This is a genomic window from Hymenobacter elongatus (genome assembly GCF_004745955.1).
Classification (GTDB): Bacteria; Bacteroidota; Bacteroidia; order Cytophagales; family Hymenobacteraceae; genus Hymenobacter; species Hymenobacter elongatus.
Genome location: NZ_SRLD01000004.1, coordinates 65026 through 82007 on the forward strand (window position 1 = coordinate 65026; position 16982 = coordinate 82007).

General features: G+C 60.5%; 12 protein-coding genes. 5 read left to right on the forward strand and 7 right to left on the reverse strand.

All coding sequences use genetic code 11. From position 1 onward, the window contains the following. Nucleotides 1-24: 24 nt before the first annotated feature. Entirely contained in the window at nucleotides 25-990 is a 966-nt protein-coding gene (locus E5J99_RS03305; RefSeq protein ID WP_135496292.1) for an alpha/beta hydrolase, read from the reverse strand. 242 nt (nucleotides 991-1232) lie between these two features. Here E5J99_RS03305 and E5J99_RS03310 point away from each other — a divergent pair, with 242 nt between their 5' ends. From E5J99_RS03310 to meaB, 5 genes are all read left to right on the forward strand, one after another. Continuing rightward, nucleotides 1233-1976: a L,D-transpeptidase family protein gene (locus E5J99_RS03310; protein ID WP_135496293.1), complete on the forward strand. Its 744-nt coding sequence runs from the start codon at nucleotides 1233-1235 to the stop codon at nucleotides 1974-1976. Between the two features lie 106 nt (nucleotides 1977-2082). After that, complete coding sequence (locus E5J99_RS03315; protein ID WP_135496294.1) at nucleotides 2083-2619, forward strand: NUDIX hydrolase; 537 nt, start codon at nucleotides 2083-2085, stop codon at nucleotides 2617-2619. Between the two features lie 107 nt (nucleotides 2620-2726). Then, nucleotides 2727-3755: a hypothetical protein gene (locus tag E5J99_RS03320; protein WP_135496295.1), complete on the forward strand. Its 1029-nt coding sequence runs from the start codon at nucleotides 2727-2729 to the stop codon at nucleotides 3753-3755. Between the two features lie 123 nt (nucleotides 3756-3878). Further along, complete coding sequence (locus E5J99_RS03325) at nucleotides 3879-4982, forward strand: YncE family protein (RefSeq protein WP_135496296.1); 1104 nt, start codon at nucleotides 3879-3881, stop codon at nucleotides 4980-4982. 448 nt (nucleotides 4983-5430) lie between these two features. Then, nucleotides 5431-6405 carry a methylmalonyl Co-A mutase-associated GTPase MeaB gene (gene meaB, locus E5J99_RS03330; RefSeq protein ID WP_135496297.1) on the forward strand — a complete coding sequence of 325 codons (975 nt, stop codon included), beginning with the start codon at nucleotides 5431-5433 and terminating at the stop codon, nucleotides 6403-6405. Between the two features lie 4 nt (nucleotides 6406-6409). On the opposite strand, the gene E5J99_RS03335 is transcribed toward meaB, so the two are convergent. From E5J99_RS03335 to E5J99_RS03360, 6 genes are all read right to left on the reverse strand, one after another. Further along, nucleotides 6410-6790 (reverse strand): VOC family protein, encoded by a 381-nt coding sequence (locus E5J99_RS03335; RefSeq protein WP_135496298.1) that lies wholly within the window; start codon nucleotides 6788-6790, stop codon nucleotides 6410-6412. 156 nt (nucleotides 6791-6946) lie between these two features. Then, nucleotides 6947-7144, reverse strand: coding sequence for a PID-CTERM protein-sorting domain-containing protein (locus E5J99_RS03340; RefSeq protein ID WP_135496299.1), 198 nt, complete (start codon nucleotides 7142-7144; stop codon nucleotides 6947-6949). 58 nt (nucleotides 7145-7202) lie between these two features. Further along, a complete protein-coding gene (locus E5J99_RS03345; protein WP_135496300.1) occupies nucleotides 7203-10604 on the reverse strand; it encodes an Ig-like domain-containing protein in 3402 nt (1133 codons plus the stop codon). Between the two features lie 594 nt (nucleotides 10605-11198). Next, nucleotides 11199-13745: a DUF5916 domain-containing protein gene (locus E5J99_RS03350; protein WP_167851960.1), complete on the reverse strand. Its 2547-nt coding sequence runs from the start codon at nucleotides 13743-13745 to the stop codon at nucleotides 11199-11201. Between the two features lie 160 nt (nucleotides 13746-13905). Continuing rightward, nucleotides 13906-16521, reverse strand: coding sequence for a M56 family metallopeptidase (locus E5J99_RS03355; RefSeq protein WP_135496302.1), 2616 nt, complete (start codon nucleotides 16519-16521; stop codon nucleotides 13906-13908). Then, nucleotides 16508-16930: a BlaI/MecI/CopY family transcriptional regulator gene (locus tag E5J99_RS03360; RefSeq protein WP_135496303.1), complete on the reverse strand. Its 423-nt coding sequence runs from the start codon at nucleotides 16928-16930 to the stop codon at nucleotides 16508-16510. The genes E5J99_RS03355 and E5J99_RS03360 overlap by 14 nt, the downstream gene beginning before the upstream one ends. Nucleotides 16931-16982: the final 52 nt, after the last annotated feature.

The window sequence follows — 16982 nt, forward strand, 5'->3', positions numbered from 1 at the left end:
AACACGAAAAACCACGCGCCGGATTTACTTTACACCGGGTAGCACGGTCTGGAGCCACTGAAACAGCTGCTGATACACCTGAACCCGCACGGCCGGCCGCGACAACACCAAATCGTGCATGCCGCCCGCCACGGCCTGCACCGTGACGTGCGACCCGAGCCCGGGGCTGAGCTGACGAATATGGCGCACGTTCAGCACCCCGTCGGCCTCGAAATACTGGTCGCTCCAGCCGGGCTGGCTCACGGTTTTGTCCGAGTGCAGTACCAAAACGGGCTGCGCAATGCCTAGGCCACGCGCCACGCGCCGGTGCCCGGCATGAATGGCCCGCAGCCAGCCGATAGTCACCGGAAATACTTCTATCGGTTTCCAGGGCAAATGATAGTCCCACTCGCCCCGGTAGCGCTGGTGCAGGCTCTCGCCGTACTGCGTGGGCAGGTTGGCCGGAAGCTTCAGATTGGGCACAAACCGGCCCAGCCGCGCCGCCACCGGAATACCCACGGTGCGGTTGAGCCAACTCTGGTGCATAGCCAGAAACGGGCTGTTCAGAAACAGGGCCGCAATATGGTGACGCTGCTTGCCTTCGTCGGCATAAAGCGCCACGATAAGCCCGCCCGTAGAGTGGCCGCTCAGCACGATGGTGTCGTGGCCCTCCGAGCGCACGATGGTCAGGGCCGCGTCGAGGTCGGCGAAGTATTCGCGCAGGTCGCGCACGTTGTTGGCCGCCTGGTGGGGTAGCCAGGAGCGGCCATATTTGCGCAGATCGAGGGCATAGAAGCGGTAGCCGTGCCGCTGGTACTCGGCGGCCATGTCACGCTGAAAGAAATAGTCGCTGAAGCCATGCACATACAGCACGGCTCTCGTGCCGGGCAGCGGCTGGCGGGCCCGGACGAGCGTGCACACGACGGGCCCCTCGTAATCAGCGGGCTGCGGTATGATGTGCTGCTCAAAGTCGGGACCGAGCACGTCGGCCTGGTAACTGGATTCAGCCATGATAAGCCGGTGAGGTGATGAATAGGTGACAGAACGGTAAGCAGGAAGCAAAACCGATTTGATAATCAGTTTTTTAGCCGATTGGAGCCACCAAACTAAGGCAACCTTGCGCAGCTCACGCGTAAAAAACGCGGCTCAACTTTCTTCTATATAGCATACTAGCCATTGTTGCTATACCGTTCTTTGCGGTAGCTCAGCTACCCCGCTGGGTATTTATACGGCTTTTGCCGGGCCTTTGCCTCATGCGAACCTTTTTACTGGCCATCAGCCTGCTGGCGCTGGTGGCGGCGTGCCCGCCTACGCCGAATCCGGCTTTACGGGAATATCAGCTTACGTATCCGCGGGTGCGCCTGGCCTACGCCCACAAGTGGCCCCGGCTCCGCACGCTGCTGCACAGTCGCGGCATCGATCCGGCACGCCTGGAAGTGTTTTTTCGGGCTTTTAAAGTGGGCCGACGCCTCGAAGCCTGGGGCCGCAACCAGGGCGACTCCACTTTCCGGCTGCTGCGCACCTATCACATTGCCGGCACCTCCGGCGGCCTGGGTCCCAAGCGCCACGCCGGCGACAACCAAGTACCCGAAGGCTTCTACCACATCGACCGGTTCAATCCCATCAGCACCTACTACATGTCGCTCGGCCTGGATTACCCCAACGCCTCCGACCGGGCGCTGGGCGGCAACGACCCCGGCAACCACATTTTCGTGCACGGCTCCAACGTCACCGTCGGCTGCCTGCCCATCACCGACGACAGTATTCAGGAAGTATACCTGCTGGCGCTGGAGGCCCGCAGCGCCGGGCAGCTGGATATGCAGATGCATATTTTCCCCTTCGAACTGAACGCCCAAAACATGGAGCGCTACCGGCAAAACGTGAACTACGCGTTCTGGCAAAGCCTGCAGCCCGCTTATGCGCATTTTGATGAGCAGCTACGCCTGCCCGTGGTGACCGTGCAGCCGACGGGGCGCTACCTTATGCAGCAGCCGTAACCCGGTTCCAGTAGTTGAGGTATGTAATCGAGTCATTGCCGCACGGCTAGAGTCCTACCGCTGCGTGCCTAGCTGAAATACGCACCGTCAGCATTCTCATACCCTCGTGACAACTTCAGCGGCAGCCTTGCGCGAATCGGCAGTACTAGTGCCCGTGTACCGGGATGCCCTGGGTGAGTTGCAGCTGGTACTGGTGCGGCGTGGTGAGTGGGGCGTACATGGCGGGCAGCTGGCTTTTCCGGGTGGCAAGCGCGACCCGGAAGATGCCTCTCTGCTGGCTACCGCGCTGCGCGAAACGCAGGAGGAGGTAGGCCTGGAGCCGGCCGATATAGCCTTGCTCACGACGCTACCCGAAATCCGGACGTTCACGACGGGCTACCACATTGCGCCGTTTCTGGCTCGCGTGCGGCGGCCGGCGGTGTGGTGGTATCAGGAGCCGGAAATTGCGGAAGTACTCGAAATCAGCCTGCGCACCCTGGCCGACCCCGCCACCCACGCCCGGGAGTGGTGGCAGCTGCCCGGCTGGCCCCAGCCCGAGCTTATTGATTTTTACCGTGTCGGCCAATACCAGCTGTGGGGCGCCAGCTACCGCATTATCCGGCCGCTGGTGGCCCGGCTGCTGGCGGGTGAGTGGGAAATATAGCTACGGCGTAAGTCGGCCCCCTACGCCAAGGGCAGGTATTTTATCCAGTACATTAGCGCTATATCCTTCGCCCCGGCCCGGGGCTGCACCATCCTAGTCGCCGATTTATGACCGCCAGAGCCTTGCCCAACCGAAAACCCCTGCTGGCTTTTGTAGCGCTTACACTACTGGTTATTCTGACAGAGCGCCTCATCACGCAGCTACAGCAGTTTGCGTCCACGCCGGCGCTTTCGCTAGCCGTGACGATAGATCTGGTGGTGGGGATTCCGGGGCTGTATTATCTGTTTATTGTTCGAAAGTACCGCATTAGCCCACTGACGCTGACCGGCGTATTCGCGCTGGCGGTGCTGGTGGCCGCCTGGGTTTTGCCGCCCGGGCATCAGTATTATCTGGCGTGGGTGCAGCAGGCGTGGATGCTGGCCGAGCCGCTCCTGGCGCTGCTTGTTCTCTACCGGCTGCGACGCTTTGTCGGAGCCTACCGGCAGGCCCGCCAGCAGCAGCAGAATCTGGAGCTTGCGCTGGAAGCGGGTTTTCGAGCCGTATTTGGCAATCCGATGCGAATAGCAGTGAGCGAAATTATGCTGCTGCGCTACGGATTGTTTTTCTGGCTTCGGAACACTGAAGTGAGCACCGGGCAGCGCTTCACCCTGCACCGCGACTCGGCTTGCGTCGCTATTCTGGCTACGCTGCTGCTGACGTCCGTGGTAGAAATGCTGGCCGTGCATTTCCTGGTGGTGCGTTGGAGTACCACGGCCGCGGGCGTAGTATTGTTTCTAGGTGTCTACAGCTTCGTCTTCTTGGTCGGGCACCTGGCCGCCTTGGTGCAGCGCGCCGTGCTGCTGGAAGACGACCTGCTCCGTATCCGGGTTGGCCTCGTCTGGTCGTTCTCCGTCCCGCTGGCGGCCATCGGCACCGGGCAGCTCCTCCACGACTCGGCAGTGCTGCCTACCGGTACCCTGAACCTGGCCAAGACGCTGGTAACGCCACCCAATATTTTGCTTACCTGCCCCGAGCCCATCGAGGCCACGGGCATTTACGGGCTGCGAAAAAAAACGTACCTGCTGGCGCTGTACGTCGACAACCCCCAGGATTTTCTGCAAAACCTACCGTTGAAAGCGCCCATTGCGGCCGGCTGAAATGCTCCTCCGCCTGCCTGTCGGCTACTCTGCTACTGCTGCGCGAAGTTTGGCACGGATTTCAATTCTTACTTTGCCGCTCCGCAGCAGGCAACCGCTTGTCAGCGCAGAGCCCGAACACCTATGAAACGTCTTTCCTTTGTTCTTCTTCTCGTAGCCACTCTGGCCGTGCCCGCCCGTGTATATGCCCAGGCCGAGCAGTCTATCTGGTATTTTGGCGGGCAAGCCGGCCTGCGCTTTTCCGGTACCGCCGCGCCCACTCCCCTACTCGACGGCAAACTGAGTACCTACGAAGGCTCTGCCGTGGCCACCAATCAGCAGGGCCAACTGCTGTTTTACACCAACGGAGAGCTGGTCTACAACCGCAAGCACGAAGTGATGCTCAATGGCAAAGGCCTGATGGGCAGCAAATCTAGCAGCCAGAGCGCCCTCATCGTGCCCGACCCCGGCAGCGGCAACGTGTTCTACATCTTCACTGCCGCGCCTCAGGGCACCGGCAACGGCATGCGCTACTCCGTGGTGGACATGACGCGCGAGGGCGGCTTTGGCGACGTGCCCCGAGCTAACATGCTGCTCATCACGCCCGTGGCCGAAAAGCTGGCCGCCGTACGCCACAAGAACGGACGCGACATTTGGGTGGTGGGGCACCGCTGGAACTCCAACGCCTTCGTGACCTACCTCGTGACGGCCGACGGAGTCATCACCAAACCTATTCTGAGCAACGTGGGCAGCATGAACGCCGGCCCCGGCCGCAATGCCATCGGCTGCATCAAGTTCTCGCCCGATGGCAGCAAGCTCGCCACTTCCCTGTGGCGCGAAAGCAATAAGTTCGAGGTATTCGACTTCGACAACACGACCGGCAAAGTCAGTAACCCCAAGCAGTTTGGCACTTACGAAGAAGCCTACGGCGTGGAATTTTCGCCCGATGGCTCAAAACTGTACGGCACCTGCAATGGCAAAGGTGGCGGTCAGGCCGAGGTGTGGCAGTTTGACCTGCGCACCAAAAGCAAGGACAACGCCGTGAAAATAGGCACTTCGGCCAACCGCAAAATTGGCTCGCTCCAGCTGGGCCCCGACGGCAAAATATACGTGGCCCGCGAAGACAACCCTTTCTTGGGCGTTATTAAAGACCCGAACGCCGCCGGCAAAGCCAGTGGCTACGTTGACGACGGCCTCAAGCTGGGCGGCCGCCGCAGCAAGCTGGGACTGCCTATTTTCGTGCGCTAAAGCCGGCTACCGCAGTTCCCTGATTTGTATAGGCCTGTCAGTTGCGTGCAGAGACGCCTACTTGCGTCTCCGTCGTTGCTAAGAGCGTGTTTGGGGGTTTGATTTTTGTGTCATGCCTGATCTGGCATGACACAAACGGGTTTTTCACCAATTCCCAAACACGCTCTAATAGTGCGCGAGCTACCGCATTTGGGCCACTCAACGAGAAACGCACGCAGACGGCTCTACCTCCATACCCGGTTCCCGAATTTGCCGTAGGAATTTGAAACGCCAAATTCCTGCCGCGCTTGTTACGGCACTCAGCATGTATTTTCTCAAGTCTCCACAGTTGCTTTCGGCTACGAGATACCCCCTTTTATTCCCGCTTGCTCCCCGATACGTGTAGGCAATTGTTGGGGCTAGGCGTAATATTGCGGCGTTCCGTTTTCTCCCACCAAACCTTTTCCCCTTGGCCAAGCGCTTTTCGGTTGATGAGTACGCCGATGGAATCCTGGCCGGCAACCGCGTGCGGCTCAGCCAGGCCATTACGCTGGTGGAAAGCACGCTGCCTACCGATCAGCAGCTGGCCCAGCAGGTCCTGGACCGGGTGCTGCCCTATTCGGGCCGCTCCGTACGGGTCGGGATTACGGGCGTGCCGGGCGTGGGCAAAAGCACGTTTATCGAGGCCCTGGGGCTGGCGCTGCTAGCTCAGAATAAGCGCCTGGCCGTGCTGGCCGTCGACCCCACGAGCCAGCGTAGCGGCGGCAGCATCTTGGGCGACAAAACCCGCATGAATGTGTTGGCGGCGCAGCAGCAAGCCTATATCAGACCTTCGCCGGCGGGCCGCTCCCTGGGGGGCGTCACGCGTAGCACCCGCGAAGCCCTGATTTTGTGCGAAGCCGCTGGCCACGACGTGATTTTTGTCGAAACCGTGGGCGTGGGCCAGAGTGAAACCGCCGTGCACGGCATGGTCGACTTCTTTTTGCTGCTGATGCTGGCCGGCGCCGGCGACGAGCTCCAAGGCATCAAAAAAGGTATCATGGAAATGGCCGACGCCGTGACCATCACCAAAGCCGACGGCCAGAATGAGCTGGCGGCTAAGCTGGCCCGCCGCGAATACCAGAACGCGCTGCACCTGTTTCCGCTGGCCCAGTCGGGCTGGAATCCGGTGGTGACAACCAGCTCGGCCGTAACGGGCGCGGGCGTGGCTGAGGTGTGGCAAGTGGTAGAAAAGTACGTGCAGCAAACTCAGGAAAGCGGCTATTTTCAGCGCCGCCGCCAAGAGCAAAACCTGCACTGGCTGCACGAAGCCGTTCGCCAGGGCCTGGAAGAACAGTTTTACGCCCGTGCCGCCGTGCAGCAGCAGCTGCCCACGCTCCGGCAGCAGGTGTTGGAAGGCAGCAAATCGGCGTTTGGCGCGGCGGCCGAGCTGCTGAACTTATAACCCGCTAGGTAGATTCCAGTAAGTCCCACTGATTACCGTAGAGGTCGGCAAACACGACTACATGGCCGTAGCTTTCCTGGCGCGGCTCTTGCAGAAACTGCACGCCACGAGCCTTGAGGCGCGTATAATCGGCCCGGAAGTCAGTGGTGTGTAGAAACAGGAAAACCCGGCCGCCGCTCTGGCTGCCGATGGCGGCTTGCTGCGCCTCCGTTACGGCACGGGCCAGCAATAAGCCGGTTTCCGCCCCGGCCGGCGCTACGCGCACCCAACGTTTCCCGTGGCCCAAGTCGGTGTCTTCCAGCAGCCGAAAACCCAGCACGCCCACGTAATACGCCAGGGCCTCATCGTAGTCGCGCACCAGCAGTGCTATAGAACCCAAATGCATGGCTGGCTCGGCTAAGTGGTAGTAGGGACGCTGGTTCGCTCTACGGCAATTTCGCGGGTTGAAAGCTCATTCCAACGGTAAACCCTATCCCTGCCCCACAAAAAAAGAGCCCGCCTGGAAGGGCGGGCTCTTGACCAGACAGCTCAACCAGCCAGGCTAGGCCCGGCGCTGCCGCAAACGGCGCAGGCCGTAGGCAGCACCAGCCGCCAGCAGCAGCGAGGCACCACCATCAATGGGGGCCGTAGTAGCGCTCGGCCGCGGGCCACCATTGCCAGGGCCCTGGGCGCTGGCCGACCCGATGCTCATACCCATGAGAGCCACTGCCAGCACTGTTGAGGAGAAAATATATTTCATGTTTCTTAACTGAACAAATGAGAATAAAGGCTGGCCCCACCGTGGGGCCAGCCATGTATTATTGGAGGATGACGCGCTTAGCCAACATGGTAGCCCCAGCCCGCAGGCGTAGCGTATACACACCCGCCGTTAGGCCCGTGGCATCTACCGTGAGGCGCACCCCGGCAGCGGGCAGCGCGGCCGTCTGGTGGCGTACTACCTGACCAAGCGTATTGAGCAGCTCGGCTTCCACTTGGGCAGCACCGCCTACGGCTGGCACCAGCACCGAGAATTGCTGATGGGCCGGGTTTGGATATACGCTTACACTGGCGGCCGTGAGGCCATTAGCTGCTGCCAAGGGACGCAGAACCCCGAAGCTAAGCGAGAAGCGACCCGTAATCAGGGCGGCATTGCTGGCCGAGAAGCTGTAGCTGCGCTGCTGCTTGAGGTTCACCTGCTGACCGGTTACGGCATCCAGCAAGTAGACATCGGAAGCGCCAAAGTTGAGCAGCGAAGCCGCTTGCAGGGTGTAGGTGCCCGTCGTGGGCACGCCCACGGTCAGCGGGACAATAGTGGCAGCGCTCAGGAGCGGCATTCCGTTGATAGCCAAGCTGGTACCAGCAGCTACGGAGCTTAGGTTCAGGCCGGTCGTGTTAGATAGTTTTTCGGCATCGTAGTGGTCATCGACGCCGGCGGTAGCGCCTGCCTCGAAGTATACGTACGCCGGATCATGCTGGCCCTGGGCCGAAACCAGGTCTAGCTGCACCGCAGGGCGAGTGTCGGCGGTAGCGCGGTTGAAGGCCGGATTTTGGTAGGTAGTGGAGCGCCAGGCATTCAGGAAACTGAAGGAAGCTACCGGCTGACTTACGCGCACGTAAAAGGCCTGCATCGAGCCAATCAAGCCGTCGGGCAGGGTGCCGAAGCCGTTCTGGTAGAACTGGTACGAGCCGTTGTACTGGTCACTGGATTTGTAGACGTACACAGCATCAATTACCCCGGTGGGCAGGCCCGTCCGGGCTTTCTTCCAGTCGAGCGGCGACGGGTACGGGTTGCCCAGCAGGTGCCAGCCCGAGTTGGTCTGGGCACCGCGAGTAAGCGCGCCCACCGCAACAGTGCCCGAGTTGAGCGAACCTACCAGATCAACCAGACTGGTGGCATCGAGGTAGCCGGTGTAGCCCCGGCCCCGGACGAGCGTGCTCGTCAGGGCATCGGGCGAAAAGTAGCCGTAGTCGAAGTCCTGGGTGGCGGCGCTGGTGCCCACGATGCGGCCTTCGTTGAAGCCGTATACCGTTGGAAAGGGATTCACCGTGTTGCCCAGCGTATTGTAGTCGGGGTTCACGATGGGCGTGTAGGTGCCCGTCGCCAGGTCGGAGAAGGTGGTAGCGGCCACCGGCGAGCTGTAGTGGCGGTAGCCCAGGCCGGGGTTAGTGCTCGGGTCGATGTAGCGCTGCACGGCGGCGGTGTTGCCGCTTACCACGCCAAAGCTGCTGTTGATCACCATGGCCGTGCCCACACTGCTGGAAAGCAGCGTCAGGGCGTTGCCGTTCAGCACCAGATTACCAAAGCCGCCAACCGTAACCACCTGCGAGATGCTCACCGGGCCGGAAAGGGTTACGGCCGAATTGTTGGTAGTCGTCAGGTTGCGCACCTGGCTGGGCAGGCCCGAGCCCGTTACCTGGGCCGTGGTGCCGTTATACACGTAGCTGGCATCGGAAGAAAACGAGCGGAGACCCGTTACCTGGATAGCGCCGGTAGCGCCGCTGGCCGTAATACCGGCCGCGTTGCCCGTGCTCAGCGTACCACCCGCCGCCAGCGTGGCGCTGCCGAAGCCACCGACCACAAACGTGCCGGTATTCAGCGTTCCGCCATCGGCAATGGTCAGGCTGCTGCTCACCGTCACGTTGCCGGTGAGCGTAGCCGTGCTGCCGCTGCCGATAGTGATGCTGACGTAGCTGCCCGCCGGGATGCTCTGGCTGCCGGTCACGACCAGGTCGCGGATCAGGCTAAAGAACACCGAATTGCTGGTGCCATTGGCCGAGGTTACCGTTAGCGGGCCGCTCTTGGCTCCTACCGGTACCACGATGCCCGTAATCTGAGTACCGGCGGCATTTACTACGAAGCCGGAGGTAGTCGTTGGGTAAGTCGGAACGAAAGGGCTTTTCTCGAAGGTAATCGTCGTAGCGCCCGTCAGGTTAGTGCCCGTCAGGGCGATAGTACCGCCTTCCGGGGCCGAACCGGGCGTGAGAGTAGTCAGCGTGGGCGTGAGGTCAACCGTGAACGGGGTGGCCGCGCTGGCGGGGCCGGCATTGCCGGCCGCGTCTTTGATGGTAGTGCTTACCGAGTGCGAGCCGGCCGTGAGCGGCGTAGGCTGCGTGAGCGTCCAGGCCCCGGAGGCGTTGGTAGTGGCGGTTCCGACGCTGGCACCATCAACCAGTACGGTAACCAGGCTCAGCGCCTCGGCCGTGCCGCTGTACACGGGCTGGCCGCTGGTGGTGGCGCTAGTGGCCGGCGTGGTAAGCACCGCCGCGGCAGGGGCCGTCCGGTCGATGGTGTAGGTTTCCCCACTGGTGTAGGGCAGGTTGCTGATCTTGCGGGGGGCGTTGGCGTCATTGGAAGTCACCTGCAGGCTGAGCGTACCCTCGCCCGTGCCGGTATTTACGGTAATCGTAAAGGGCCCGAACGCACCGGTAACGCTGGTGATGCTGGCTCCGGTGATGCCCGGGGAGGTCACCAGCGTGAAGTTGCCGGGTGAAAGCGAGGCTATCTGACCAATAAAAAGATTCAGCTGAAATTCCACGCTGTTGGCATTGGTCGAAGCCGCAGTAGGCGTTTTGCGCCGCAGACTGGTTACGGTGTTGCGAATGTAAGCGTCGAAGAAGATGGCGTTACTGGTGCCGCCACTATTGGTGACGGTCATATTGCCGTTCCGGGCTCCTACCGGAATTACAATACCCGTAATCTGGGTGCCGGCGGCATTGATCGTGAAGCCCGAGGTAGCGGTAACAGGGTTAGGATTCGCCGGATTCTTATCGAAGGTAATGGTGGTCACGCCCTGCAGGTTGGTGCCGTTCAGGGCGAAGGTGTCGCCATCCGGGCCGCCCCCGGGCGTGGTCGAGGTGATGGTCGGCGGTGGCGGCACAACGGTAAAGTTTACGACGTTGCTATTCTGAGAAGTTACGATGACGTAAACGTTATGGTAACCGGCGGCCAGATCAGTTGGCTGCGTTATCTGCCAGTTGCCGCTGGCATCGGAAGTGGTAGCAAGCGTAACCGATGAGTTGTCGATTTTCACGCTTACACTGCTGCTCGCCGTAGCGGTGCCGCTATACACGGGCCGGATGGTGTTGACGGTACTGTTGTTGGTGGGTTGAGACACCACCGGGGGAACCCCGATGGCCGAAGCCGCCAGCGACGACAGCAGCCCCAGCAGCGTCAGCAGCCGGAACAGCCTGGAGGTAAGCAAAGAGGAGAAATTTGGCATACGGCAATAGGTAGAAGTGAAAAAGATTGCAAAGCACTGGGCGAAGAATAGCCGTAGCCACCCCACACCAGTATAAAGCACAGCCGATGCAGCTGAAGCAAACCAAAAAGCAACTCGGCTAACTAAACCGGCTACAAAAACACGGGATCCTAAACCAGCAGCTCGCTAAACGGCAGCCGACGAGAACCAACACCCCTTACGGGTGAAGTGACAAAGCAAGAAAAAGGGGAAATGACATCAACAGGGCAAAAGGGACTGCTCGGCACAGGATAAATCCTAGATACTATGCGATAATCGGGTGCTAAGCTACGACACAATTGCCGAGTTCACTCGTGTTATTTTAGTTACCTAACACTAGTGTGATTCCATGAAAGCACCTTACGAATATATAATAATCACTATACAATTACATTTTAGCCCCGAAGCTCAATACGCAACGCTGCAAATGGTGGCACACACGACATAGCGCATAGCCGAAATAGTTGGCCCATAGCATTGCGCAGGCTCTCAGGCTTAGCTCATCTTCCAGCAAAAGGCCCCGTGGCGGCACCCTGTCGGGTGCCACCACGGGGCCTTTCCAGTGGGGCTGCCGGCTTACGCCCGACGGGGCCGGATGGCCAGGTAATCCAGGTAGTACAGAATTTTTACCGACACCGAGTTGTTGTGGGGCGTGTTGATGGTATTGTTCAGGTTGTCGAAATACAGCGGCGTGGCCTCATTGGCCTGCAGGAAAGTAGAGCCGGCGTTTTTCCAGACAATGCTGATCTGGGAGCCGGGCGCGAACCACCACGAGTACACGGCGTCGATGTTGAAGGCATTGAAGGTATTGTCGCGGTTGCGGGTGTAGGCTACCGGCTCCTCTGTCCCGCCGGGCGTCAGGCGGGAGAAATCGAGGTAGCGCACGGTGCTGGTGTAGTGGCGGGTGCGCACCGTCAGCGACATGCGGTTGGTGAACGTGTAAGCGGCCGTCAGCACGTTGGAAACCGTAACGACCCGGCGGCGGCCCAGCAATATGGCCCCGGGCGACGCCCCCAGAATCGTCGCGTCTTCCGGGTATTTGTTGCTCAGACTGCCATTGTCGCCTCGCGAAGGATTCACGTAGCCGATCTGGTTGCGGTTGGTGCTCCAATCGAGGCTGTAGCGGAAGTTGAGCTTGTTGTTGACGCGGTAGCGCGGCGATACGCCAAACCCAATGCCGAAGCGGCGAGGCCGCTCAAACCGCTCTTCCTGCTCGTACACCCGAATGCCGGCATTCAGATCGAGGGCTACTTTCTTGCGGTAGTCCGAGGACACAAAGGTTCCGATATTGCCGTTGGCCGGTACCCGCACGTAGTAGTTGCCCAACGGAAAAGCGCGCGGCTCGAAATAGTCGCGGTTCACTGGGTTCAGGTCAAAGTTGAAGCCCGTCGTCAGGAAGTTCTTGGTGAAAGTCGTATTGGCCCCACCGTAGATATTGGTTTTCTGGTAGCGCGTGGGCTTGTAGAGCACCGACTGATCGATGCCGAAGTAGGTGCTCAGGTTATTTACTTTCCAGAAAGGCTTGTAGCGGTTGTAGTTGCCGTAGATGCCCTGGGAAATGTTGTTGTTGCCGAACAGAATACCCAGGTCGTTGGGATTGTAGGTATCCGACTCGATGCCGTGATTCACGCCCCAGGTGAAGTTGCCGCTGATTTTGCTGATGCCCAATTGGTACTTGTAGCCATCCGGGTCATCAATCAGCTCGTCGGAATGGAAGACGTTGCCGCGCCGGTTGGAGTAGACCACGCGGCCGTCCACGGCGTAGGAGTTTTTCTTGTTGGCAAACCGGAACAGGCCGCCCGTCACGTTGGCGTCGTAGGTGCGGCCAAAGCGCGTCACGTTGGTGTTGATGAGCGAGACGTAGGAGTTGTTCTTCAGCGACTGGTCGAGCACGGCAATGTTGTAGTTGCTGAAAGGCTGGGTCAGTTCCTCCCGCTCCTCGCCCGTTTCATTGTTGCGAATGGTGGCGTACACGTCATTCGACACGGCATTGAACACGCCGATGCCCAGTCCCTTGCTGGTGCGCCCCGACACTTTGGTGGCGTTTAGAAGGCGGGTTTCGGCCGGGTTTTTCAGAATTTTCTCCTTGTCGCCGGCCTGCACGCTGTAGAAGCCGATGGGCGTAGCGCCCACGCGGCGCGAGTAAAACAGGTTGCCTTTGTTGAACAGCTCGGTGCCTTCGGTAAAGAACTGCCGGTTTTCGTTGAACTGCACCTCAAACGGCGACAGATTCAACACCTGATTGTCGCTCTGCACCTGCCCGAAATCGGGCACCAGCGTGGCATCGAGCGTGAAGCTCTCGTTGATGCCCCACTTCACATCGGCCCCGCCGTTGAAGCTCGTCGTGGTGCGCCGGGTGCCTTCTTCACTTATCGGGTTGTGGTTCACGTAGCCCGAAATGTAGGGCGTCAGCGAAAGGCGCAGGGGCGGCTTCACGTCGCGCACCCCGCCGAGCGTGCCCCACTGGTTCACGAAGCCATCGACGGCGGGCTTCACCTCATTCCAGAAAAACGCCTGGTTTTCGCGCTTGCGCTGCCGCATAAAGTTCAGCCCCCAGAGCTGCTCGGCTGTTTGGCTGAAGCGGATGGCAGAGTAGGGAATGCGCAGCTCGGCCACCCAGTCGGTGCCGCGTAGGCTGGTGCGCGAGTCCCAGACGGCGTTCCAGTTGAAGTCTTCGCCGCCGGCCGGCGAATAGCGGGCATCCATCTGCACGCCGCCGGTGGTTACGAAGAATCCGTAGCCGTTGAGGTTGTCGTGGTAGGTATCGAGAAAAATGCCAATAAAGTCGGTGTTGCCAAAGTTGTCCCGCGCCGTTAGCTCCCGCAGAATGGAGTCGGGCGATACGTCGTGCATTACGGCCCCGATGTAGAGGTTGGCATCGTCGTAGAGTACCCGCACTTCGGTTTTGTGCTTTTCGGGGGGGCCGGGGTTGGGCCGGTTCTGGATGAAGTCGGTGGCAATAGGCGCCTGCTGCCACATGGCCTCATCGAGCTGCCCATCGAGCTTGATGGCCTCCGTGATGCGCAAGGCCTGCAGCTGCTTTTTGGGAGCCAGTGCCGAGGCCGAAACAGGGGCCGCAGGCGTAGTTTGGGCCGCGCCGGTACGCACGAGTAATCCGAACAAACAACAGAGAAGTACTCGTGAAAACATGAGGCCAGAGGAAAAAAATAGTAAATAAGCCGGGGAATAGATGCCCCCCAGCGGATAATGGTTGCTCAAACTGCTAAGGTAAGGCAATAAAAACAGGCCTGCCGTGCGGCAGGCCTGTTGTCAGCGCCGACTATTATTCGTTGACGACGACGTTTATATTGAAACTATTGCCGTCGTTTTTGCCCAGCAGCTCCCGGTAGCGCCTGGCTGTTTCCTCGGGTTGGCGCTGGCCGTTCACCGTCATGCCCGATGCGTTCAGCTGCAGCTGGTACGAACGCGCATTCTGGTCAATCAGGCCGTCTTTGCGCAGCTCATCGCCCAAGGCCACCGAATTTACTTTCGGGGCGCGTGGGACTTTGGGTGCTGCTGGCGCTGATGGAGCCCCTGGAGGCAGTGGTGCTACCGGAGCAGCCGGCGGCACCATGCCGCTCCGGGGCGTGCGGGTGGCCCGCGATGAGCGGGGCGGGGCGGGTGGTGCCGGCGGCGTAGGTGGTGGTGGCATGTCGGAGGTGTTGCGCTCAGTGTAGCTGCGGCTGGTCGTGTTGCCCGCGTTGCTGAGCACCACCGAGCTGTTTAGGTTCACCGTGTGGCCCATACCACTCTCAAACAGCCGCCGGTACTTCGCCGCTACCGCTGCCGGCTGCTTCTGGCCATCCACTACCAGCCCATTGGCATTCAGCACCAGCTGGAAGTATTTCCGATCCTTGATCAGCTTGTCTTTCACCAGCTGATCGATGATGGCTTCCTCCGTTTTGCGGGTGCGCTCGTCGCGGGCGGCCCGCACTTTCTCCCGCTCGGCGCGGGCACTTTCGCGGTCCATGTGCGCCTGCTCCCGCTCCATCTGTGCCCGTTCGCGCTCCATTTGGCCCCGGTCCCGGGCCGCCTCGCCCCATTCTATTTCCCGGCTCCGGGCTTCTTCCTGCCGCTCGCGCAGCGCCATGCGGCGCTCCTCAATGCGGCCCAGCTCCAGCCGGATTTCCTCCCGGGCTACCTTATCGGTTTCGGTTCTTTCCGCCTCCCGCAACGAGCGTTCCGCATCTTTCAAGGCCTTCTGAGCAATTTTATCAACATCGATAAAATTACCGTTGGTACCGGTGCGTACTTCTACCCGGTTGCCGTCGTTGAAAATGTACGACCGATTGGCCGCGCCGCGCCGCAGCTCAGCTTCATTCCTGGCCAAATCCAGCTCCATGCGCCGGATGGAGCGGCGCAGATCTTCCTGGTCTTTGTCGGAAAGCCCGTAGCCACGCGCGGTGAAGTTGTCAGAGGCTGTGGCACGACGACTGGAACGCCCTTCCGGAGCCAGGCGAATGATTTCGGTGCTGGTGCCTTTTTCCTTGGGCTTGCTTTGGTCCATGGCAATGCGCTGGCCGTCCACGTAGAGCTCTGTCACGCGGCCTTTTTTGTCGCGCTTCACAATGACGGTGCCGCCATCGGTACCCCGGTGCAGTGTTTGCCCGTCGGTCGCATCGCGCACAATAACGACGTGCTTGTCGTCTTTGCCCTTGGATTTGCTTTTGCGCTTCTTTTTATCCTCCTCATCGTCCTGCGCCCCGGGCGCGGTCGGGGGTGCCACATCGGCCTGAAAAGGATGCAGGCCATTGACCCAAAGCGAGGTATCGGGGCCAAAAACGGCTCCCACGAAAGCCTTGGTCGTATCCGGCCACGGCCGCGGGTTGGCCATCGATACGGCTGTAGTCAGGCCAATCAAACTCAGCCCCCCGATGACGACCAGAGCGGCCATAAAGCCTTCCGAAAACGTGGGCGCGGCGCGGCGCTGCACCAACCGCCGGATGCGGCCCAGCAACGACCCGCTAGGCCCCACAGCCGACAAAGCCAGCTGCGGCAGCGGATGCGCATCCTGGCCCATCTCGGCCAAAGCGGCCAGGGCTTTGGCCAACGTCAGCGGGTCGCCACAAATGGCGGTGGCCTCGTCGTCGCAGCAGTTTTCGCGCTCCGTGCGCAGGCAGGCCGTGATAAACCACACGGCGGGATGGTAGAAAAACAGAATTTCGGCTACCGACTGCACAATGTTCATCAGATAGTCGCGGCGGGCAATGTGGGCCAGCTCGTGGGCCAGAATAGCTTCCAGCTGCACTTGGCTCAGGCCCAGCACCGTGCCCAGGGGCAGCAGAATGACGGGTTTCAGGTGGCCCGCTACCAGCGGGGCCTTCACCAGCGCCGACTCCAGCAGCGTAATGGTGCGCTTTAGTCCCGCCCGATCAGCCAAGACCTTCAACCGCTCGTTCCAGTGCTCCGACAGCGGCTCGACCCGGTAGTGGCGCAGACGCTGCACGTAGGCCAGGCCGCCCAGCATCCGGAGCGTCATGGCCAGCAAGCCCAGAAACCACGCCGCCACAATCAGGGGCAGGTGCTGGTCGAAATACTGTCGCCCGATTTCCAGCAGGGAGCCCGATGAATCGACGACAACGTCAGCAGTAGCCGCCGGAGACTGCAAAAAGCCTAAGGTGTTGACGGCCGGGGCCGGGGCCACGGCAGCCCCACTAGCGGCAGTACTAGTGAGGGCAGCGGCGTAGTGCCGCCCAAACGTAGCCAGCGCCAGCACCAGCAGCGTGAGCAGTGCCAGGCCGGCCACGTTGTAGCGCACCTGAGCCGAATGCCGGCGCAGCACCAGCAACAGCCCCACCAACGCCAACCCCACTACCGCACCCTGCCACAGCGAATGCAGAATCGTCCAGCCTACCGCCCGAACCAGCTCCGGCGACACGATATGCTCAAACCAGCTCATTAGGTCCTCCTTTCTCCGTTTCGGGTTTCTCGTTTTCTATCTCATTGAGTAGCGTCCTGATCTGACGCAGCTCTTCCTTGGAAGTGCGCCGATTGCCCAGAGCCTGCATCACCAGCTTCATAGCCGAGCCCCCAAAGGCCGCATCCACGAACCGGTCGAGCAGCAAGCCCTGGGTTTCTTCCTGGCGCACAGCGGCCCGGTACACATGCGTGCGGCTGTCGTCGTCACGCAGCACGAGGCCCTTGTCGAGCATGAGCTGCAATAGCTTCAGCGTAGTGGTGTAGCCCACGTCGCGCTTGCGGCTGAGCTCGTCGTTCACGAACCGGACCGGATTGGGGCCATGCTGCCAGAGCACCTGCAAAATCTCGAGTTCCGATTCGGTGGGTTTAGGGAGGGCTGCTTTACTCATAGCGGAAGGCTTTATTTGGTACGAACTAATTCGTAGGTCAAACATATACGAA